The organism is Muribaculum gordoncarteri (assembly GCF_004803695.1).
Lineage (GTDB): Bacteria > Bacteroidota > Bacteroidia > Bacteroidales > Muribaculaceae > Muribaculum > Muribaculum gordoncarteri.
The window spans coordinates 2,660,949-2,681,797 of record NZ_CP039393.1 but is presented as its reverse complement, the minus strand read 5'-3'; the positions used below and the strand labels follow the sequence as shown (position 1 = coordinate 2,681,797).

General features: G+C 50.4%; 18 protein-coding genes, 3 tRNA genes and 1 pseudogene. 18 read left to right on the top strand and 4 right to left on the bottom strand.

Annotated features, from left to right (window positions below):
* The first annotated feature begins 9 nt into the window (after nucleotides 1–9).
* From porV to E7746_RS11800, 6 genes are all read left to right on the top strand, one after another.
* The gene (gene porV, locus E7746_RS11825) at nucleotides 10–1,200 is read left to right on the top strand and encodes a type IX secretion system outer membrane channel protein PorV (RefSeq protein WP_136410932.1); all 1,191 of its coding nucleotides are present in this window, start codon (nucleotides 10–12) and stop codon (nucleotides 1,198–1,200) included.
* A gap of 17 nt (nucleotides 1,201–1,217) precedes the next feature.
* On the top strand, nucleotides 1,218–1,706 hold the full coding sequence (gene ispF, locus E7746_RS11820) for a 2-C-methyl-D-erythritol 2,4-cyclodiphosphate synthase (protein WP_202877155.1): 489 nt from the start codon (nucleotides 1,218–1,220) through the stop codon (nucleotides 1,704–1,706).
* 145 nt (nucleotides 1,707–1,851) lie between these two features.
* Nucleotides 1,852–2,802, top strand: coding sequence for a PCMD domain-containing protein (locus E7746_RS11815; protein WP_136410931.1), 951 nt, complete (start codon nucleotides 1,852–1,854; stop codon nucleotides 2,800–2,802).
* A 183-nt stretch (nucleotides 2,803–2,985) separates the two neighbouring features.
* Nucleotides 2,986–5,877: a protein translocase subunit SecD gene (gene secD / locus E7746_RS11810; RefSeq protein WP_136410930.1), complete on the top strand. Its 2,892-nt coding sequence runs from the start codon at nucleotides 2,986–2,988 to the stop codon at nucleotides 5,875–5,877.
* 182 nt (nucleotides 5,878–6,059) lie between these two features.
* Nucleotides 6,060–6,428, top strand: a complete 369-nt coding sequence (locus tag E7746_RS11805; protein ID WP_136410929.1) for a BlaI/MecI/CopY family transcriptional regulator — start codon at nucleotides 6,060–6,062, stop codon at nucleotides 6,426–6,428.
* Nucleotides 6,428–7,690, top strand: coding sequence for a M56 family metallopeptidase (locus E7746_RS11800; protein WP_136410928.1), 1,263 nt, complete (start codon nucleotides 6,428–6,430; stop codon nucleotides 7,688–7,690). The genes E7746_RS11805 and E7746_RS11800 overlap by 1 nt, the downstream gene beginning before the upstream one ends.
* Nucleotides 7,691–7,854: 164 nt before the next feature.
* Here E7746_RS11800 and E7746_RS15145 read toward each other — a convergent pair whose 3' ends face one another.
* The 4 genes from E7746_RS15145 to E7746_RS11785 all read right to left on the bottom strand — a co-directional run bounded on the left by E7746_RS15145 (nucleotide 7,855) and on the right by E7746_RS11785 (nucleotide 8,647).
* The gene (locus E7746_RS15145; protein WP_168184380.1) at nucleotides 7,855–8,031 is read right to left on the bottom strand and encodes a hypothetical protein; all 177 of its coding nucleotides are present in this window, start codon (nucleotides 8,029–8,031) and stop codon (nucleotides 7,855–7,857) included.
* Nucleotides 8,032–8,160: 129 nt separating this feature from the next.
* Nucleotides 8,161–8,235, bottom strand: a tRNA-Glu gene (locus E7746_RS11795).
* A 37-nt stretch (nucleotides 8,236–8,272) separates the two neighbouring features.
* Nucleotides 8,273–8,533, bottom strand: coding sequence for a 30S ribosomal protein S20 (gene rpsT, locus E7746_RS11790; protein ID WP_123395458.1), 261 nt, complete (start codon nucleotides 8,531–8,533; stop codon nucleotides 8,273–8,275).
* 39 nt (nucleotides 8,534–8,572) lie between these two features.
* Nucleotides 8,573–8,647: transfer RNA gene (locus E7746_RS11785), tRNA-Glu, on the bottom strand.
* Nucleotides 8,648–8,800: 153 nt separating this feature from the next.
* Between E7746_RS11785 and recO the strand changes: the two genes are divergently transcribed.
* The 12 genes and pseudogenes from recO (at nucleotide 8,801) to proC (ending at nucleotide 20,845) form a co-directional block, all read left to right on the top strand.
* Entirely contained in the window at nucleotides 8,801–9,526 is a 726-nt protein-coding gene (gene recO / locus E7746_RS11780) for a DNA repair protein RecO (RefSeq protein WP_238337182.1), read from the top strand.
* A 69-nt stretch (nucleotides 9,527–9,595) separates the two neighbouring features.
* Nucleotides 9,596–9,667 (top strand) — tRNA-Arg (locus E7746_RS11775).
* Between the two features lie 43 nt (nucleotides 9,668–9,710).
* A pseudogene (locus E7746_RS11770) lies at nucleotides 9,711–10,700 on the top strand (glycoside hydrolase family 43 protein); the annotation flags it as partial.
* A gap of 258 nt (nucleotides 10,701–10,958) precedes the next feature.
* Nucleotides 10,959–13,250, top strand: a complete 2,292-nt coding sequence (locus E7746_RS11765; protein ID WP_136410925.1) for an NADP-dependent malic enzyme — start codon at nucleotides 10,959–10,961, stop codon at nucleotides 13,248–13,250.
* A gap of 102 nt (nucleotides 13,251–13,352) precedes the next feature.
* Complete coding sequence (ypfJ, locus tag E7746_RS11760; protein ID WP_136410924.1) at nucleotides 13,353–14,228, top strand: KPN_02809 family neutral zinc metallopeptidase; 876 nt, start codon at nucleotides 13,353–13,355, stop codon at nucleotides 14,226–14,228.
* A gap of 114 nt (nucleotides 14,229–14,342) precedes the next feature.
* On the top strand, nucleotides 14,343–15,326 hold the full coding sequence (locus tag E7746_RS11755) for a hypothetical protein (protein ID WP_136410923.1): 984 nt from the start codon (nucleotides 14,343–14,345) through the stop codon (nucleotides 15,324–15,326).
* Nucleotides 15,327–15,501: 175 nt separating this feature from the next.
* Nucleotides 15,502–16,023 (top strand): arginine repressor, encoded by a 522-nt coding sequence (locus tag E7746_RS11750; RefSeq protein ID WP_136410922.1) that lies wholly within the window; start codon nucleotides 15,502–15,504, stop codon nucleotides 16,021–16,023.
* A gap of 47 nt (nucleotides 16,024–16,070) precedes the next feature.
* Complete coding sequence (locus E7746_RS11745) at nucleotides 16,071–16,649, top strand: GNAT family N-acetyltransferase (protein WP_123395465.1); 579 nt, start codon at nucleotides 16,071–16,073, stop codon at nucleotides 16,647–16,649.
* A 54-nt stretch (nucleotides 16,650–16,703) separates the two neighbouring features.
* Entirely contained in the window at nucleotides 16,704–17,921 is a 1,218-nt protein-coding gene (locus E7746_RS11740) for an argininosuccinate synthase (RefSeq protein ID WP_123395466.1), read from the top strand.
* Nucleotides 17,918–18,889, top strand: a complete 972-nt coding sequence (gene argC / locus E7746_RS11735; RefSeq protein WP_123395467.1) for an N-acetyl-gamma-glutamyl-phosphate reductase — start codon at nucleotides 17,918–17,920, stop codon at nucleotides 18,887–18,889. Before E7746_RS11740 ends, argC begins: the two co-directional genes overlap by 4 nt.
* A gap of 25 nt (nucleotides 18,890–18,914) precedes the next feature.
* On the top strand, nucleotides 18,915–20,054 hold the full coding sequence (locus tag E7746_RS11730; protein ID WP_136410921.1) for an aspartate aminotransferase family protein: 1,140 nt from the start codon (nucleotides 18,915–18,917) through the stop codon (nucleotides 20,052–20,054).
* Nucleotides 20,051–20,845, top strand: a complete 795-nt coding sequence (gene proC / locus E7746_RS11725) for a pyrroline-5-carboxylate reductase (RefSeq protein ID WP_136410920.1) — start codon at nucleotides 20,051–20,053, stop codon at nucleotides 20,843–20,845. The genes E7746_RS11730 and proC overlap by 4 nt, the downstream gene beginning before the upstream one ends.
* Nucleotides 20,846–20,849: the final 4 nt, after the last annotated feature.

Sequence of the window (20,849 nt, the reverse complement as noted above, 5' to 3'; positions counted from 1 at the left end):
TCACATTACATGGTACGATACACGCTGACCGCCCTCGCCATATTGTTTCTTCACTCGACGCTCGTCGCCGAAACTCCGAAGGACGAATTCAATCCTGTGCAGACGGGGGTGACTTCGCTTAACATAGCTCCCGATGCACGCGGTGCATCGATGGGCGATATCGGTGCGGCCACCGATCCCGACGCCAATTCCCAGTTCTGGAATCCGGCAAAGTATGCATTTGCCTATAGCGGTGGGGCGGTGTCGCTCAGCTACACTCCGTGGCTGCGCAAGATTGTCGACGACATATTTCTCGCCAACCTTTCGGGATACTGGAAGATAGGCGACGGTGACAACCAGGCGGTGAGCGCTTCGCTACGTTACTTTTCGCTTGGCGAGATAACCACTGGCAGCGACATCTCGGCGGGTCAGACTCTTAATCCCTATGAAATGTCGTTTGATGTGGGATATTCCCGTAAATTGTCCGATAAATATTCGATGGGAGTCGTGTTGCGTTACATCTATTCCGACCTTGGTTTCTCGACCTCATACTCGGGCGACCAGTCGACCGGAGCTTCGGCTTTTTCGGCTGATGTAGCCGGATTCTTCACCTACTATCCCATGATAGGGCGTAATGAGTGTCAATGGTCGTGGGGCTGGAACGTGTCCAATGTAGGAAGCAAGGTGAGCTACAATAACGGGGAGAGCCCCGTATTTCTGCCCGCCAACCTGCGACTTGGTACTACATTCACATTCCCTCTTGCCGATTACCACAATCTTGCCCTTTCGCTCGACCTGAATAAGCTGCTTGTCCCCACCAAGCCCCGTCGGGGCGACTATGACGACACTCCTGAAGGCGAACAGCGTTATCTTGACGCTCTTGTGGAGTGGGAGGACATGTCGCCTATAACCGGGATTTTCAAGTCGTTCGGCGATGCCCCCGGAGGATTTAAGGAGGAGCTGCGTGAGATTACATGGGCGATAGGTGCTGAATACAGCTATAATCAGCAGTTTTTCCTCAGGGCCGGATACTATTATGAGAATGAGTTCAAGGGAGGTCGCAAATACTTCGGTATGGGTGCCGGATTCGCTCTCAATGTGCTTCGGCTCGACGCTTCCTATATGATAGCTACCGCGCAGACATCGCCGCTTGACCAGACACTTCGTTTCACGCTTACATTTGACATGGACGGACTCAAGGAGATGTTCGGACGCAAATAAATAAAGTTTTTATAATCATGAATATACCTAATTTTCGCATAGGCAACGGATTTGATGTCCACCGCCTCGTCGAGGGCCGTGACCTGTGGCTCTGCGGCGTAAAGATACCTCATACTCTCGGATTGCTCGGACACAGCGATGCCGATGTCGCTCTTCATGCTTTGTGTGACGCACTGCTCGGCGCTGCAGCATTGCGTGACATAGGCTATCACTTCCCCGATACCGATCCTGCTTATAAGGGTGCCGATTCAAGGGTGCTGTTGCGCCGTGTGCGTGAATTGTTGGCCGCAAGAGGCTATGCAATAGGCAATGTCGACATCACGATAATGGCACAGGCTCCCAAATTGTTGCCCCACATTCCGGCGATGATCGAGTGCGTCGCCTCCGACCTTGGTCTTGAGCTTGATTGCGTTTCGGTTAAGGCTACAACCACTGAGCGCCTTGGCTTCACAGGCCGTGAAGAGGGCATAGCCGCACAGGCTGTAGCCCTGATATTCCGCGTATAAGTCGGCGACATTTGTTCCGTTTTGCCCTATTGTTGGCGCATAAGGCGTTTCTGCCGTTAAACGGCAGTCGGTTTTGTCGCGAGCATAATCAGTTACGGCTGTATAATTGTTATCTTTGTGCAATAAATTTTAACGGGATTAAGATATGCGCATATTGTCGACTGTTTTGTCTTTGTTGGTTGGCATCCTTGCCGTTGCAGGTCAGGAGGTTGACCTGATTAAATATGCCGACTTTGAAAACTGGGTTACCCGCAATATCACCGAGTCGAAGCTGCTTGGCGGAAACACAAAGAAGGTCTACGAGATAGCTCCCGAAATGGTTATCGACGGCAACAAGGTCTATTCCAATATGGGCGGTTCGCCATGGGCCACATCCAATGTGATGGCCAACGTTATGGGCATTGTCAAGGCGAGCAATGCTGTGTTTCCCGATGCCAATCCCGCCGGAGGCCGTTGCTGCAAGCTCACTACTGTAATAGAGAAAGTCAAGGTGCTCGGCATTGTAAACCTGCAGGTTCTTGTGTCGGGGTCGATATATCTCGGCTACAACATAGAGCCTATAAAAAATGCGTCAAATCCCTATTCAAAAATGGAGATGGGCATTCCGTTTACCCGCCGCCCTTCGGCTTTGCGCATTGACTATAAGGTGCATATCCCTGAAGGGGTAAGCCGTGTACGCGCCACCGGCTCGTCGCGAAAGGATATTCCCGGCAAGGATAATGCCGAGGTCTACATCCTGCTTCAGCGACGCTGGGAGGATGCCGACGGCAACATATACGCCGCGCGGGTGGGAACCGGCCGCGAGCGTTACGCTACATCAACCGATTGGATTCGCAATCATGACATTAAGGTGCTTTACGGTGACATATCTTCACATCCCGACTATAAGGATTACATGGGGCTTATCCCCGATGAACGCTCCTATTACGCACGCAACTCCAAGGGCAAGATGGTGCCGGTGAAAGAGGTGAAATGGGATGCTCCCGATGCGGTGCCGACCCACATGCTCGTCATGGCTTCATCGGGTTGCGGTGTGGCTTTTGAGGGTACCCCCGGCATGACATTGTGGGTCGACAATGTGCGGCTCGTCTATTGACGAACTGCGGCCCCGGCGTTAACAAATATTAGGAAACGGGGTCTAATACACCTTAAATCATGGAATATGGCCATTTTATTGGCCTCAGTTTATGGAAGTCACAGAAAAAAACGTTATATTTGCACGCTGAAAAAATTGCGAAAAAATTTTTATTAATAACTTTAAATATCACTTAACTTACACATGCAAAGCAAAGGTACGACCGGAAGTGCTATATCCGGTGTGATAGCGATCTTCTTGGTGCTCGTGTGTCTGTTTTATCTCTCATTCTCTTGGGTGACCAAGCGTTACGAGGATAAGGCTACCGAGTATGCTATGGTGATGTCGGGCGGTGACGCTGCTTCCGACTCTTACAAGAAGGCTTACAAAAACTACATCGACTCTATCGGTAAGGAGAAGGTTTATCCCGTTCTCGGTTATACGTTCAATCAAGTTCAGAAGATGGGCGTAGGCCTCGGCCTCGACCTGAAAGGAGGTATGAACGTTATCCTTCAGGTTTCGGTTCCCGACATTCTCCGCTCTATGGCTAACGCCGAAGGCAACAAGACCTTCAACGCCGTGATTTCAGCTACCGATTCAGTAGTCAAGAAGACTAAGACGAGCGACTACGTTGCTGCCTTCTTCAAGGAATATCAGCGCATTGATCCCTCGGCCGACATGGCTGTCGTGTTCAAGAACGTGGCTAAGCGTGGCGAAAACGCTGCGCAGGTTGAGGCAACAGTAAAGCAGGAGGTTAAGGACCGTGTGGCAAGTTCGACCAACGTGCTCCGCAACCGTATCGACCAGTTTGGTGTTGTATCGCCCAACATTCAGGAACTTGAGAAGGACGGTCAGATTCTTCTTGAACTCCCCGGTGTTAAGGAGCACGACCGTGTGCGTGAGCTTCTTAAGGCATCGGCCAACCTCGAATTCTACGAAGTTTACACCATCGACGAGATTCAGTCGCAGCTCATGGCACTTGAGAATGCACTCCGCAGCGACAGCACCGCCAATGTAAACAGCATCTTCGCTTACTTTGACGGTCAGGGCTATCCCGGCACTCCCATCGTAGGTATGGCAACTCAGGCTCATCGCGAGGTAATCGACTCAATCCTCGAGAGCCCTGTTGCAGCTCGCATCCTTCCTTCCAACCTTAAACTCCGCTGGGAGGTTAAGCCTCAGGAAGTTCAGTACACCGACACTGCCACCAACACTACCCGCAAGGCTGAAATCTATCAGCTCATCGCTCTTAAGTCAAACAACGGCAAGCCCGCTCTTGCAGGTGATGTCGTAGTATCGGCAACCAGCGACTTCGACAACATGTCGGGTAACTACGTTTCGATGAACATGAACAGCGAAGGCGCAAAGGCTTGGGCCCGCGTTACTCAGAACAACCTCGGCAAGCCCGTTGCAATCGTGCTTGACGATCATGTATACTCTTATCCCCGAATCAACTCGGTAATCGAGGGCGGTCGCTCACAGATAACCGGTCAGTTCACTGTCGAGGATGCAAAGGACTTGGCCAACGTGCTTAAGTCAGGTAAGATGGCTGCCAAGGTAGACATCATCAGCGATACCGTAATCGGTCCTTCGCTCGGTAAGCAGGCAATCCATGACGGATTCCTTTCGTTTGTCATCGCACTCGTGCTTTTGATGGCGTTCATGATGTTCTTCTACGGATTCATTCCCGGACTCGTTGCCAACATGGGACTTGTGTGCAACCTCTTCTTTACATTCGGTATACTTGCTTCATTCCAGGCAGTGCTCACGCTCCCCGGTATCGCCGGTATCGTGCTTGCTCTCGGTATGGCCGTTGACGCCAACGTGCTTATCTTCGAGCGCGCCAAGGAGGAACTTCGCGCTGGCAAGAACATTCGCCAGGCAATCGCCGACGGTTACAGCAACGCTTTCTCGGCAATCTTCGACTCTAACTTGACTTCAGTAATCACCGCAGTGATTCTGCTCCTTTACGGAACAGGCCCCATCAAGGGTTTTGCTACTACCCTTATCATCGGTATCGTATGCTCGTTCTTCACTGCAGTGTTCCTCACCCGTCTTGTATTCATCGGATTTGGCAAGACCGCTCCCTTCCAGCGCTTGACATTCACCACCAAGCTCTCTCGCAATATGCTTACCAACACCAAGATCAACTTCCTTGGTCAGCGTAAGGTTTCATTTACCGTTTGCGGTATATTGGTGCTGATTGTTGTCGCATCGCTCTTCCTCCGCGGAATGAATCAGGGTATCGACTTCTCGGGTGGTCGCAACTATGTAGTTCAATTTGATCATCCCGTCAAGACTCATGAGATTCAGAGCAAGCTTGCTCCCTCATTCCCCAATGCATCACTTTCGGTAATCACTATCGACAATGACACCAAGGTGCGTATCTCGACCAACTATAAGATTAACGAGGAAACTGACGGCGTTGACCGTGAAATCACCGAAATCCTCTACAATGGTCTTAAGGATGAGATAGGCAACATGAGCCTTGAGGACTTCTCGACAACTAATGAGAATGTTGGTATCCAGAGCTCACAGAAGGTAGGTCCTACAATCGCAGCCGACATGAAGAACGATGCTTACATCGCCGTTGTTCTGTCGCTCATCGCGATGTTCCTCTACATCTTGCTCCGATTCCACAATGTAGCATTCTCGGTAGGTGCTCTCGCCGCAGTTGCATTCACCGCATTCACTATCATCGGATTCTACTCGCTTTTCTGGGGCATCCTTCCGTTCTCAATGGAGATTGACCAGACATTCATTGCGGCAATCCTTACCGTTATCGGTTACCAGATCAACGATACGGTGGTTGTGTTTGACCGTGTGCGTGAAAATACACAGCTCTATCCCAAGCAGGATTTCTTCAGTATGATCAACATGTCAATTAACTCGACATTGAGTCGTACAATCATGACATCATGCTCTACGCTTCTTGTGCTTCTGTGTATCTTTATCCTTGGTGGTGAATCTATCCGCAGCTTTACATTTGCAATGTTGTTCGGTGTAATCACCGGTACACTTGCCACTATCTACGTGGCTGCTCCGGTGGCTTATCTCACCGACCGTCGTCGCAATTCAGGCAAGAAAGCCGCATAATTCAACATTGATATAAATATCGAGAGGCCGTGTCAATTTTGACGCGGCCTCTTTTTTTATGTATAACAGGCTGTCCATTATGGCAATATGAGGGAATGTGACAATAAAATCGATGTAATGAAAAAATAACTACGAAATTTTCGTAGATTTGCGTTGTGTAAATTTAATATTGAATCATATTTATGACTCCACTCACTCATCAGGAAGAAGAAATCATGCGTTGCGTGTGGCAACTCGGTTCATGCAATGTAAAGCAGGCCATCGAATTGCTGTCGGTTCCGCGGCCTCCTTACACTACGGTGGCTTCGGTATTTAAGAATCTGGAGCGTAAGGGGTATGTAGCCTCTCGTCTTGAAGGGAACACCTACATATACCGCCCTGCCATTGACGAGCAGGATTACAAGCGCACGTTTCTCGGCAATGTCGTCGGCTCTTACTTCAAGAACTCCTACAAGGAGCTTGTCACCTTCTTTGCGCGTGACAATAAGATATCAAGTGACGAACTTCGTGAAATAATAGATCTTATAAACAAAGGCGAGGAGGATAAGTGATGAATGGAATCCTTTTATATCTGCTTGAGGTCAACGTAATCGTCACGGTAGTCTATCTGGCCTATCGTTTGGTGCTGAGCCGTGACACTCATTTTCAGTGGAGGCGTGCTTTTATGCTGACAGGCATTACGGTGGCCGTTGTGTTCCCGCTTATTGATTTCGGCACGACTGCCGAATCGGTGGGTAACCGTATCGCTTATGTCGGCCCTGCGTTACAGGTCGTTCACGGCGCAGTCAACAATGCTGTCGACAATGTCACAATTGATGTGCAGTCATTGCTCGTTGCGTTATATGCGTCGGTCGCTGCCGTGCTGTTGCTCTATCTTGTCGTGAGGGTGGGTAGTGTGTTTGCGCTTGTTCGTCGTTACGATGACATGACGGTTGCCGACCGGAGGCTCTTCGTGATGCCCGGCAATTCAGGCGCATTCTCATTCTTCGGATTTATTTTTGTGAGCGAAGGCTTTATTGACGATGACAATGTGATATCGCATGAAGCGGTGCATGTCGATCAGCTGCATTCGGTGGATGTGCTGATGTCGGAATTTCTGTCGATATTGTGCTGGTTCAATCCTGTCGCATGGTTGTTGAGAGGCGAAATGCGTGACAATCTTGAATATATTGCCGATTCGCGTGTGATGACGCGTGACAACCGTCGGCAATATCAGATGAGTCTTCTTGCGATGACCGATAATCAGGCTATAGCAAAATTCTATAATAACTTTAATGTATCATCCCTTAAAAAACGAATCAAAATGATGAATCAAAAGAAAAAATCATCAGTGGCGCTTGTGCGCTACATGATTGCAATTCCTGCTGTGTTGGCACTGGCGTTTATATGCTCCAACTGGGCTGATGCCGCTCCTGTTTCCGCTCCTGACACTACCGAAGCATCGGCCACTGAGGAGGAAGTACCCCAGTTTCCCGGTGGAATGGTGGAATTTCAGAAGTTTATGATGATGAATCTGCACTATCCTGCTGAAGCCTTTGAGGCTAATGAGCAGGGCACGGTAGTTGTGCAGATGTGCATAAATGCCGACGGCTCGGTATGTGATGCCAAGGTGGTTAAAAGCGTTTCGCCGTCGTTGGATGCCGCTGCGTTGGAATTGATTTCCAAGAGTCCTCGATGGGAGCCGCTTAAAAAGTCCAAATCGGTGTGTGTGAATGTGCCGGTAATATATAAACTTAGCGTGGATGAGCCTGCCGAAAAAGAGGAGAAGGATGACGGCGCAGTTCCCGCAACGGTGGCCGTAAGATTTAAATAAGCATCCCGTAGCTACTCTGTAGTCAATACAGTGCGCCGCATCGAGCATGGTGAGGCGTGCTGTTTTGCGGGTTTCAGCAGGGACTTTCTTTTGATGATACATAAATAAAAGAACTCGTCGGCAATGTCGGCGAGTTCTTTATGATTTTAATAGTTTTGAGTTTCTTATTTCCCCGGCTTCGGCGTTATTGAAGTTGGAGCGCCGATGTTGTTCAGTGACTTGACATCCTGCTTTACATCTTCAGGTGTTGCGTCGCTGTAGTATGAATCTTCGATTCCCGGAAGTTCGTCAATGGGGTGAGTCAACTTTTTAGCGTTGATAGGTTGATTGTCAAAAGGCATGGTGTTGATGATTTAGATTAGTAATAGAGTTATATAGGTTTAACAATTGTGTGCCGTAAACGGTTCATTGGTTTAATAGAAAAGCCACGGGTCATCAAAACTCGTGGCTTAAGTAGCAAAGTAGAGATTTGGTAGCCCATAGGAGAATCGAACTCCTCTTTCAAGAATGAAAATCTTGCGTCCTAACCGATAGACGAATGGGCCATGAGAGTTTTGTGCCTTCTAATGGCGCAATCCTCTATTAAGCGTTGGCGAGCTTGTTTACGTGAAGTGCAAGCTTGCTCTTAAGGTTGCCTGCCTTGTTCTTTGAGATTGTTCCCTTTGCGGCGAGGCGGTCGAGAAGTGAGCTTACCTTGATATAGGCTGCTGCAGCTTCTGCTTTGTCGGTCATTGCACGAAGACGGCGCACGGCGTTACGTGCGGTCTTGGCATAATAACGATTGCGGAGTCGGCGTGACTCAGTCTGACGGATTCTCTTAATAGATGACTTATGATTTGCCATTATAAAAAAACTCTTTTATACTTTGTTTTTAATTTAATTTGGTAGCCCATAGGAGAATCGAACTCCTCTTTCAAGAATGAAAATCTTGCGTCCTAACCGATAGACGAATGGGCCGACATGCGCTGTGCGCAAAAGCGAGTGCAAATATAGATACTTTTTTTTATTCTCGCAAATAAATCGCGATAAATAGCTCATTTAATGAAATTTTTCATGGCAATGACTATGTTTTTAGTAACTTTAGGGTCGTTTTATGACTGTAAATCCACTATGTTGACCCATCTGAATTGCATCGCTTTGCGCACTGTGAAGTACAGTGACCGCAATAATATACTCATTGCCTATTCGCGGGAAATGGGGCGTGTCGCGCTGTTGATGTCGGCGGGCGGCAGCCGCGAGGCCGTTCGACGCAGGGCTGTCACCATGCCTTTGACCCCCTTTGAGTGCATAGCCGATGTGAGGCCTGGGCGTGACATATATAATGTACGCGAACCCCGGGCGTTGTTGCCGCTGCACGGATTGCACTCCAATCCGGTAAAGGGCGCTGTTGCCATGTTCATGGCCGAGCTGCTCGGAGCGGTGCTCACCGAGAGCCAGGAGGATGCAGCCCTATATGCCTTCCTGGTCGATTCGGTGGGGCGGTTTGACTCTATGTCACGCGGTGTGGCCAATTTCCATCTTGCGTTTCTCTATCGTCTTGGTCGTTACATAGGCATTGAGCCCGATGTGTCGACCTACGCTCCCGGGCGTGTGTTTGACATGGTCGACGGTACATTCCGCTCCGCTCTGCCGCTTCATCGTCGCTTCCTTCCTCCCGAGGATGCCGCCACGGTAGCCCTGTTGTCACGCATGACATGGGATAATCTTGCTGCGTTCCGCTTCAGCCGCAATCAGCGTAACTCTATTCTCACGGCGATTCTGGAGTACTACACTTTACACTATGCGGCGTTGTCGGGGCTTAACTCGCTTGATGTTATGCGCAGGCTGTTTGATTAGCCTTGGCTATTGGCGGCCGCACTTGCATATTAATGTGGAAATGCTTAACTTTGTCGTGGTTCAACCGATGGCCTGGTAGTTCAACGGATAGAATAGAGGTTTCCTAAACCTTAGATAGCGGTTCGATTCCGCTCCGGGCTACAATATCAAACATGTATTAACCGAATATCCGATTCTTGCTTCCATGAACATCATTCGCAAATCTCTCATCACTGCAATTTTAGCCTCCGGGCTTGCGTTCAACGCCACCGCATCATCGGCAGCTCCCGATGAAAAGGACTATGTGGCCTATCTCTTCACCTACTTTACGGGCAATCACATAAAGCAGGAGGCCGTGTGCTATGGCATAAGCCTCGACGGCTATAACTACTATGCCCTCAACGACAACAAGCCTGTGCTCGACTCAAAGGTCATCAGCTCGACAGGCGGCGTGCGCGACCCCCACATTCTGCGCGGCGCCGACGGAAAAACATTCTATATGGTTCTTACCGACATGGTTTCGGGCAACGGCTGGGACTCCAACCGCGCCATGGTGCTGCTGAAGAGCAACGACCTCATCAATTGGAAGAGCTCGGTAGTGAATATGCAGAAGCGTTACGACAATCAGGAAAAGCTTAAGCGAGTGTGGGCGCCTCAGACTATTTATGACGACAAGGCCGGAAAGTATCTCGTTTACTGGTCAATGAAGTATGGCGACGGCCCCGATGTCATATACTACGCCTATGCCAACGATGATTTCACCGACTTCGAGGGCGAGCCGAAACCTTTCTTCCTCCCTGCCGACAAGAAGTCGTGTATCGACGGTGACATTGTCTACAAGGACGGTGTGTACCACCTTTTCTACAAGACCGAAGGTCACGGCAACGGCATCAAGGTAGCCACAACCGACAATCTCACTTCGGGAAAGTGGACCGAGCAGCCCGACTATAAGCAGCAGACAACCGATGCTGTCGAGGGTGCCGGAACATTCAAACTTATAGGCGAGGACAAATATATATTGATGTATGATGTCTACACCAACGGCCGTTATGACTTTACTGAAACAACCGACCTCACCAACTTCAAGAAGGTTGAGCGCCCCGTGACTATGGACTTCCACCCGCGTCACGGTACGGTGATTCCCATCACCAAGGCCGAGCTTGATGCCGTGACTGCACGTTGGGGAATGCCAGAAGCTCTTAAAAAGAAATGATGTGATGTGTCCGGAATGTCGGGTACTCATATAATAAATAACAGGCGGGAGCCGCAGCGAATATTGGAAATCGTTGCGGCTCTCGTGCCTTTTGTTAACAATCGGCATATTTTATCGGGCATTTTGTTAAGATAAATAATTTTATTTAGTACTTTTGCAAAATAATTTGCTGAATTAGCAGCAAAGGTTAAACAATATGTAAGGTATATAACGTTTATTTGTTGTCAAGAATAAAATAATATGTCAAAAGTAACCAAAGAAATGGCCCTCGAGTATCACCGCGAGGGCAAGCCGGGCAAAATCGAAGTAGTGCCCACGGTGCCTTATTCATCACAGCAGGATCTCGCATTGGCTTATTCGCCGGGCGTGGCTTATCCCTGCCTTGAAATTGAACAAAATCCCCAGGATGCCTATGAGTACACGAGCAAGGGCAATCTTGTGGCGGTGATTTCCAATGGAACAGCCGTACTCGGTCTTGGCGACATAGGCGCTCTTGCCGGAAAGCCCGTAATGGAAGGTAAGGCGTTGCTGTTTAAGATTTTTGCCGGACTTGACTGTTTTGACATTGAGGTAAATGAGAAGGATCCCGAAAAATTCATACAGATTGTCAAGGCCCTGTCGCCCACATTCGGCGGTATTAACCTTGAGGATATAAAGGCTCCCGAATGTTTTGAGATAGAGCGTCGCCTCCGTGAGGAGTGTGACATCCCCGTGATGCACGACGACCAGCACGGTACGGCAATCATTTCGGCTGCCGGATTGATCAATGCCCTTGAGATACAGAAAAAGAACATAAGCGACATCAAGCTTGTCGTAAACGGAGCCGGTGCCGCCGCAGTGAGCTGTACGCGCCTCTATATCGCGCTCGGCGTGCGTCCCGAAAATGTCGTGATGTGCGACTCCAAGGGAGTAATCAACCGCAAGCGCACCGGATTGAACGCCCAGAAGCTCGAATTTGCCACCGACCGTGACATCGACACTCTTGAGGATGCAATGAAGGGTGCCGATGTGTTCCTCGGCCTTTCGGTAAAGGATGTGGTGACACCCGAGATGCTCAAGTCGATGAACGACAGGCCCATTGTGTTTGCCCTCGCCAATCCCGATCCCGAGATTGCCTATGATGTGGCAATGGAGTCGCGTCCCGACCTGATATTCGCTACGGGCCGTTCCGACTATCCCAACCAGATAAACAATGTGCTCGGATTCCCCTACATATTCCGCGGCGCTCTCGATTCGGGTGCTACCGTAATCAACGAAACGATGAAGCTCGCTGCCGTAAAGGCCATTGCCGCTCTCGCCAAGGAGCCCGTGCCTTCGGTGGTAAATGCCGCATACGAGATGTCAAATCTGCGTTTCGGACGCGAATACATACTTCCCAAACCTCTTGACCCCCGACTCATCACAACGGTTGCTCCCGCAGTTGCACGCGGAGCCATGGAGTCGGGCGTGGCCCGTCGTCCCATCACCGACTGGGATGCCTATAACGACAAGCTCCGTCAGCTCATGGGCTACGACAACAAGCTCATGCGTCGTTTCACCGAGGAGGCTCAGCGCAATCCCAAGCGTGTCGTATTTGCCGAGGCCAATACCGACAACATGCTTCGCGCTGCCGTAAACGCTTACCAGGACGGTATCTGCATACCTATCCTGCTTGGTAACGAGGAGATGATTCAAAAGCGTGCCGCCCGACTCGGTGTCGACATCGCCGGACTTGAGATCGTGAATCTGCGTCACGACCGTGAAGCCGACCGCCGCGCCCGTTACGCTATGAATCTCGCCGAAAAGCGTCAGCGTGACGGAATGACCTATCCCGAGGCCCTTGAGATGATGTTTGACCGCAACTACTTCGGTATGATGATGGTTGAAACGGGCGAAGCCGATGCATTTATCGCAGGAACCTATTCGGGAAGTCACACTCCCGCCGAAATAGCGCGTGAGGTGGTAGGCATACGCCCAACTTACAACCATTTTGCCACAATGCACATCCTCAACACCAAGCGTGGTGTGTTCTTCCTTGCCGACACGATGATAAATCACGAGATGGACGAAGAAACGTTGCTCGACATCACCCGTCTTGCACGCAATTCGGTTGAGTACTTCGCTCACGAGCCTGTAATGGCCATGGTGTCCTACTCCAATTTCGGTTCCAACAAGGAGGCCGAGCCGCGACTTGTGCATAACGTTGTCGAAAAGATGCACAAACTCTATCCTGAGTTGCCCATCGACGGAGAAATGCAGGTGCACTATGCCATCAACAAGAAGGTGCGTGACAACAACTTCCCCTTCAGCCGCTTGAACGGAAAGGATGTCAACACGCTCATATTCCCCAATCTCAGCGCGGCCAACACCGCCTATAAGATGATGCTTGAGATGGGTCTTGCCGAGGCTATCGGCCCCATCCAGATGGGTCTTAACAAGCCTATCCACTTCATCAATGTCGATTCGCCGGTGCGTGACATCGTCAACCTCGCCACTGTGGCCGTACTTGATGCCGCTGTGCTTGAGAAGATAGGTAACGACCATGACAAATAATTATCGCTACAATTAAAAGGTATCAAAAATAAGTGGGTACAGACGATTTGTAAAAACATCTGTGCCCACTTTGTTTGTTATATTCAGAAAAACAATTGCAATATGCGACTTAACGGACGACGCGAAAGCAACAACGTTGACGACAGGCGCGGACAACGCAGGATCGGAGGTATTCCGATGAAAGCCGGTGGCATGAGCATCGGAGCCATTGTGATAGTAGGAATACTTACATGGATCATGGGCGGTAATCCGCTCGAAGTGCTCACCGGAAGTTCCGGCATGATGGGCGGCCAGGAGGCGACTGCATCCTACACGCCTTCGGCCCAAGAGGAGGAGATGGCTACATTCTCGCGGCAGATTCTTGCCGCTACCGAGGATGTGTGGACCGAGGAGTTCCGCAAGATGGGAAAGACCTATCGTCCGCCTACTCTTGTTCTCTTCACGGGAGCCGTGCAGAGCGGATGCGGTAATGCATCGGCATCTACGGGCCCGTTCTATTGCTCGGCCGACGAGAAACTTTACATCGACCTTTCGTTCTTTGAGCAGATGCGACAGTCAATGGGTGCGGGAGGCGACTTTGCCTATGCCTATGTGATTGCCCACGAAGTGGGACACCATGTGCAGCACCTGCTCGGAGTGCTCGACGATGCTCACTCCCAGATGTCGCAGATGAGCCAGTCCGACGCTAACAAAGTGAGCGTGCGCATTGAGCTGCAGGCCGATTTCCTTGCCGGAGTGTGGGGCTATCATGACAATCGCCTTTTCCAGTCGCTTGAAGAGGGTGACCTTGAGGAGGCTATAAACGCCGCCTCTAAGATCGGTGACGATTATCTTCAGAAACAGGCGCAGGGTTATGTAGTACCCGATGCCTTCAATCACGGTCGTTCCGATCAACGCATGCGATGGCTGAAACGCGGATTGACTACAGGCGACCTTCGTCAAGGCGATACATTCAGTATGTCTTATAATTCGCTTTAATTGGCGATAAATTTGGTCAAAAGTTCTTCTTTTAAATAAAAATAGCCATATTTTCTCGCTCGATTTAAACGTTTATGGCATATTTGTATCTAATCCAGTAAAAGATTATAAGTCATGAAAAGATTAATTCGCATTTTTGTCATTGCCTTGGTTAGTATCGCTATGATGGTGCCCCCGGTTGAAGCTCAATCGAGGACAACAGGCAATCGTAATGAAAGATCACACAGCACACAGAACTCGCGACCGAATAATTCCGGTCGTCCGAGTAACAGTTCCGGTCGTCCCGGTAACAACAATAACGGTCACCGCCCCGGCAACAACGGCGGTAGCAACGGACATCGTCCGGGTAACAACAACCCTGGCCGTCCGGGCAACAACAATAACGGTCACCGCCCCGGCAATAACGGCGGTAACAACGGACATCGCCCGGGTAACAACAACCCCGGTCGTCCAGGCAACAATAACAATGGTCACCGTCCCGGTAACAACGGTCACAACCCCGGCCGTCCCGGTCATGGAGGATATAACCCCGGCCGTCCCCATCGTCCCAGTGGCGATTATCGCCCCAATCGTCCTCACCGTCCTACGGTGATTGTACCGCCCCATCGCCCACATCGTCCGCCTATGCGCCCGTGGTCGCGACCCGTTCCTCCTCCGTCATGGCGTCCGCGTCCCGCTGCTCCCGTAATCGCCTCAATCCTCGGCATTACTTTTGGAACGGCAATCAATATGTCGCTCGACTATCTGATCAATCGCGGTTATACAATCGACGGTTATGGTAACGATGCCGTGTATCTCCGCGATGTGAATGAGATGTCATATTACTGGCCCGATGCCACTCTCTATTACGGAGCAGGAGGACTTGCCCGCTCGGAGTTCCTCTATTCGACAAGCTACCCCGATCCCATACGTTACAATTCATTGTACACAAGGTTTAACCGCACCTACGGCCCGCCTATCAACATTGTCAGGACTGGCGGAGTACTGTCGGCCACATGGTTTGCTCCCAATCGAGGTTACGTGACTATCGATTATCGTTCACAATATTCATTGGGAGGTGAACTGCGATACTTCACCACACTCACCTTCGGACTCTAACTTTTGTTAATTAAATATTGTCGATTTTTGCCTCGAAAAGCTTCAAAAAGGCTTTTCGAGGTCTTTTGTCATAAAATGTTGGCATTTAATTGCAGTTTAGCTGCAAAATATAGCGATTATATGTATTTTTGTTGGTAAATTTGCACACTTGGTATAAATCATTTTACTGTAGTGGATGATGAATAAGAGGAAAAATCGTTTACAGGCTATACTTGAGTTGCTTTCAAGTAACAGCATAGGCAGTCAGGATGAATTGCTGCAGATGCTGGCTCTTCGCGGCTTCATGGTCACGCAGGCCACGTTGTCACGCGATTTGAAGTCATTGCGCACAATAAAGGTCGCAACCGATCTTGGCGGTTATCGTTATGTGGTTCCGTCGGCATCGGGGCATGCCAATGTAGACGATATTACCGAAAACATTCCATCTACGGTTCAGTCGGGAACGCATCAGGCTGTAGTGTCCATGGCGATTTCCGGCAATATTGTGGTGCTGAAGACACGCACAGGCTATGCCAGCGGCCTCGCTTATGACATTGATCAGCTTGCCGCGCCGTTTATTCTCGGTACGATACCGGGTGCGGCCGACACCGTCATAGCGATAGTTGCCGAGGGCACTGACAGGGGTGAGATTTTTGAATATTTCCGAGGATTCCTTCCCGATGATGTGATTGATGCGGCACGCGATCAGTTTATGTGATTATCCTAATTATTAATTAATAAATATAGCAATACTTAAAGCAAGAAATGGTAGACCCATCTAAGATTGAAGTAGTCGTTGCTTCGGAGGAGCACATCAAGTATGTCGACGAGATTCTTGACACTATCAATCGCGCTGCCAAGGTGCGCGGCACCGGTATCGCGAAACGCTCTCCCGAATACGTGAAGCAAAAGATGCTTGAACGCAAGGCTGTGGTTGCTTTGTGCGAAGGCGAGTTTGCGGGATTCAGCTACATTGAGTGCTGGAGCAACAAGGAGTTTGTTGCTAATTCCGGATTGATTGTTGCCGATAAATACCGCGGAATAGGTTTAGCTACACGCATCAAGCGACGAATCTTCAGGCTCTCGCGAGAGATGTTCCCCGATGCCAAGATATTTTCTCTCACTACGGGAGCCGCAGTTATGAAAATGAATTTTGAATTGGGCTATCGACCTGTTACATTTGACCAGCTCACCACCGATCCGGCTTTCTGGCGCGGATGCGAGAGTTGTGTCAATTTCGACATATTGCAGCGTAACGGAGGGCACAAGTGCTTGTGTACCGGACTGCTGTATGACCCGAAGGAAACACAGTATCATCGTAACGACAATGTCGAGGGCGAGTGACCCGTAAATCATAGTTTTGAATAGTTATTAATTAAACATCTGAAATTTACAATTATGGAAAATAATAAGAAAGTAGTACTCGCCTTCAGCGGCGGCCTTGACACATCATTTGCAGTTAAGTATCTTAGCGAGGATTGCGGATACGAAGTGTACACCGCCATTGCCAACACCGGCGGCTTCTCGCCCGAGGAACTCAAGTCGATAGAGGAGCGTGCGCTTGCTCTCGGAGCCAAGGCCCATGCCACACTCGACATCACTCAGGAGTACTACGAAAAGAGCATAAAGTACATGATATTCGGTAACGTTCTTCGTAACGGTACCTATCCCATATCGGTTAGCTCGGAACGTATATTCCAGGCTATCGCCATCATCGAGTATGCAAAGAAGATAGGCGCTCACTATGTGGCCCACGGAAGCACAAGCGCAGGTAACGACCAGGTGCGCTTTGACCTCACCTTCCAGATTCTCGCTCCCGAAATCGAAATCATCACTCCCACGCGTGACATGAACCTCACCCGCGAGTATGAGATAGAGTATCTTAAGAAGCATGGCTATGTAGCCGACTTCAAGAAGCTTGAATACTCCATCAACAAGGGACTGTGGGGAACATCGGTAGGTGGAAAGGAAACCCTCCACAGCAACGAAACACTTCCCGAGGAGGCCTATCCCACGCAGATGACTGCAACCGCCGACAGCCGACTCACCATCGACTTCGACAAGGGCGAAATCGCTGCCGTGAACGGAGTGCCGTTTGCCGATAAGGTAAAGGCAATTCAGCACATCGAGGAGATTGTCGCACCTTATGCTCTCGGCCGTGACATGCACATCGGCGATACTATCATCGGCATAAAGGGCCGCGTTGGATTTGAGGCCGGTGCTCCTATGGTCATCCTTGGCGCTCACAAGATGCTTGAGAAGCACACTCTCACCAAGTGGCAGCAGTACTGGAAGGATCAGCTCGGCACATGGTACGGCATGTTCCTGCATGAGGCTCAGTATCTTGAACCCGTGATGCGTGACATCGAGAAGTTCCTTGAGTCGTCGCAGCGCAATGTTACCGGACGCGTCATCATCGACTTGAAGCCCTATCGTTTCATCCTTGTGGGTGTTGAGAGCGACTTCGACTTGATGAAGACCTCGTTTGGCGAATACGGCGAAATAAGCAAGGGCTGGACGGCCGATGATGTAAAGGGATTCACCCGCATCCTCGGCAACCAGATGAAGATATATTACTCGATTCAGGAGCGTAACAATAAAACTCGTGAAGTATGATAAAGGCCGGAATCATTGGAGGCGCAGGATATACCGCCGGTGAGCTGCTTCGACTGCTTGTAAATCATCCCGATGTGGAGATAGAGTGGGTCAACAGTTCGAGTAACGCCGGAAATCTTGTGACCGATGTACATCAGGGACTTATCGGAGAGATGGACCTAAGGTTCATCTCCGATACTCCGCTCGATAAAATAGATGTGCTATTCTGTTGTACTCCCCATGGCGAAACCCGTAAGTTCATGGATGCGCATGAGCTGCCCGAGTCGCTTAAGGTGGTGGACTTGTCGACCGATTACCGTATAGAGGACGGCACCCATGACTTTGTCTACGGATTGCCCGAGCTCAACCGCAAGCGCATTGTGCGCGGAGCCCGTCATGTGGCCAATCCCGGTTGTTTTGCCACGGCTATTCAGCTCGCTTTGCTGCCGCTTGCCAAGAATCTGTTGCTGAACAGTGACATACACATCACCGCTATAACCGGAAGCACCGGAGCCGGCGTGAAGCCTTCGGCCACAAGTCACTTCTCATGGCGCAACAACAATGTGTCGATCTACAAGCCGTTCAAGCATCAGCATCTTGCCGAGATACGCCAGTCGCTGAGCCAGTTGCAGTCGAGCTTCAAGTCCGAGATTAATTTTATTCCGGTGCGTGGCTGCTTTGCACGAGGCATAATGGCAATCGTGTATCTCGACTGCCCGATTGACATCGAGCAGGTGCGCGCACTCTATGAGGATTACTATTCCGACCACAACTTTACTTTCATAACCGACAAGGCTCCCGACCTGAAGGATGTTGTCAACACCAACAAGTGCATCCTGCATCTTGAGAAGGTCGACGGCAAGTTGCTCATCACATCGGTGATCGACAATCTTGTCAAGGGTGCTTCGGGTCAGGCCGTACACAACATGAACCTGTTGTTTGGACTCCATGAGCGTGTGGGCCTTCAGTTGAAGCCGTCGGCATTCTGATTCACCAATAACACTGAATGAAAAAATGAAACTTTTTGATGTATATCCCTTATTCGATATAGAGATAGTAGCAGGACGCGGATGTCATGTCTACGACAATAATGACTGTGAATACCTTGACCTTTACGGCGGACATGCCGTTATATCGGTGGGTCACTGTCATCCTGTCGTGGTTAAGGCTATCGACGAGCAGGCTTCAAAGCTGATGTTCTACTCCAATTCGGTTATAAATCCGCTGCAGGCCCGCTTGGCCGAGAAGCTTGGCAAGGTGTCGGGCTACGAGGACTACCAGCTGTTTCTTGTCAACTCGGGTGCCGAGGCCAACGAGAATGCTCTTAAACTCGCTTCGTTCCACACCGGAAAGTCGCGTGTCATCGCATTTGGCAAGTCGTTCCACGGCCGCACTTCGGCAGCTGTTGAGGTTACCGACAATCCCAAGATCGTGGCACCGATCAACGACAACGGTCATGTGACATTCCTTCCGTTGAATGACATTGACGCAGTGTGTCGCGAACTCGCCAAGGGCGATGTCTGTGCCGTGATAATTGAGGGTATTCAGGGTGTGGGCGGAATCCGCATCCCCGACGATGACTTCCTGCGCGTGCTTCGCGAGGAGTGTGACCGTTACGGAGCTGTGCTTATTCTCGATGAGATTCAGTCGGGTTACGGTCGCACGGGTCGTTTCTTTGCCCATCAGTATTCGGGAATACGCCCCGACATAATCACTGTAGCCAAGGGCATAGCCAACGGTTTCCCCATGGGTGGAGTTATTATCAGCCCTGAGTTTGTGCCCGCTTACGGACAACTTGGCACTACCTTCGGCGGAAATCATCTCGCATGCGCCACGGCAATAGCTGTCCTTGAGGTGTTTGAGAATGAAAATCTGGTTGATAACTCGGCTAAGGTAGGTCAATATCTGCTTGATTGTCTTAAGGAGATTCCCGGAATAAAGGAAGTGCGCGGACGAGGCCTTATGATAGGAATTGAGATGGACTATCCCGTAAAGGATCTGCGCAAGCATCTCATCGAGGTAGAGCACGTGTTTACAGGTGCGGCCTCTACCAATATAATCCGTCTGCTTCCTCCCTTGTGCCTTACCAAAGCCGAGGCCGATGAATTTATCGTGCGCTTCAAGCGTGCCCTCACAGCCAACGGTAAGCTATGAAGATAGGAATAATAGGTGGCGGAAACATGGGAGGCTCCATTGCGCGCGGCCTCGTAAGAAGCGGCTTTATGCCCGCCTCCGACATTGCCGTGAGCTCGCCTCGCAATGTAACGCTTGACGCGCTTTCAGCCGACTGCCCAGGCCTGCAGGTGTCGACCGACAACAGCACTGTAGTGCAGGGCGTCGATGTAATAATGCTTGCCGTAAAGCCTTGGCTCATAGGCAAGGTGCTTGATGAAATAGCCCCGCGGGTGGCGTTTCGCGAGCAGATTATCGTGTCGTTGGCTGCCGGCGTTTCGCTGAGCGATATAGATGCCATGTTGCACCGCTACTCTTCGTCACGCACCCTGTTCAGGGCTATTCCCAACACGGCCATGCTCGTGGGAAGCAGTATGACATTCCTGTGCAGCGACAATGCTACGCCGCAGCAAGTCGACATGGTTAAGTCGATATTCGATGCGCTTGGTACGGCTGCTGTGATTGAGGAGCGACTCATGGGTGCCGCTACTGCGCTGTGTTCATGCGGCATCGCTTATGCAATGCGTTACGTAAGAGCGGCTACCGAGGGAGGTGTCGAACTTGGCATATATCCCCATAAGGCCAAGGAGTATGTCCTTGCCACATTGCGCGGTGCCGTGGAGCTGCTTGAGGCTACCGGCAACAATCCGGAGGTGGAGATCGACAAGGTCACGACCCCCGGAGGCATAACCATCAAGGGACTTAACGCCATGGAGGCCCACGGCTTCACTACGGCGGTAATCGAGGGACTGAAGGCATCATCCAACGGATAACTGT

Bases quoted from the DNA above. Each gene is read 5' to 3' on its own strand.
- E7746_RS11755 (WP_136410923.1), top strand. From the start codon at position 14,343: ATGAAAAGATTAATTCGCATTTTTGTCATTGCCTTGGTTAGTATCGCT.
- ispF (WP_202877155.1), top strand. From the start codon at position 1,218: ATGAATATACCTAATTTTCGCATAGGCAACGGATTTGATGTCCACCGC.
- E7746_RS15145 (WP_168184380.1), bottom strand. From the start codon at position 8,031: ATGCCTTTTGACAATCAACCTATCAACGCTAAAAAGTTGACTCACCCC.
- E7746_RS11805 (WP_136410929.1), top strand. From the start codon at position 6,060: ATGACTCCACTCACTCATCAGGAAGAAGAAATCATGCGTTGCGTGTGG.
- argC (WP_123395467.1), top strand. From the start codon at position 17,918: ATGATAAAGGCCGGAATCATTGGAGGCGCAGGATATACCGCCGGTGAG.
- E7746_RS11740 (WP_123395466.1), top strand. From the start codon at position 16,704: ATGGAAAATAATAAGAAAGTAGTACTCGCCTTCAGCGGCGGCCTTGAC.
- E7746_RS11765 (WP_136410925.1), top strand. From the start codon at position 10,959: ATGTCAAAAGTAACCAAAGAAATGGCCCTCGAGTATCACCGCGAGGGC.
- E7746_RS11745 (WP_123395465.1), top strand. From the start codon at position 16,071: ATGGTAGACCCATCTAAGATTGAAGTAGTCGTTGCTTCGGAGGAGCAC.
- E7746_RS11815 (WP_136410931.1), top strand. From the start codon at position 1,852: ATGCGCATATTGTCGACTGTTTTGTCTTTGTTGGTTGGCATCCTTGCC.
- porV (WP_136410932.1), top strand. From the start codon at position 10: ATGGTACGATACACGCTGACCGCCCTCGCCATATTGTTTCTTCACTCG.
- proC (WP_136410920.1), top strand. From the start codon at position 20,051: ATGAAGATAGGAATAATAGGTGGCGGAAACATGGGAGGCTCCATTGCG.
- rpsT (WP_123395458.1), bottom strand. From the start codon at position 8,533: ATGGCAAATCATAAGTCATCTATTAAGAGAATCCGTCAGACTGAGTCA.
- recO (WP_238337182.1), top strand. From the start codon at position 8,801: ATGTTGACCCATCTGAATTGCATCGCTTTGCGCACTGTGAAGTACAGT.
- E7746_RS11750 (WP_136410922.1), top strand. From the start codon at position 15,502: ATGATGAATAAGAGGAAAAATCGTTTACAGGCTATACTTGAGTTGCTT.
- ypfJ (WP_136410924.1), top strand. From the start codon at position 13,353: ATGCGACTTAACGGACGACGCGAAAGCAACAACGTTGACGACAGGCGC.
- secD (WP_136410930.1), top strand. From the start codon at position 2,986: ATGCAAAGCAAAGGTACGACCGGAAGTGCTATATCCGGTGTGATAGCG.
- E7746_RS11800 (WP_136410928.1), top strand. From the start codon at position 6,428: ATGAATGGAATCCTTTTATATCTGCTTGAGGTCAACGTAATCGTCACG.
- E7746_RS11730 (WP_136410921.1), top strand. From the start codon at position 18,915: ATGAAACTTTTTGATGTATATCCCTTATTCGATATAGAGATAGTAGCA.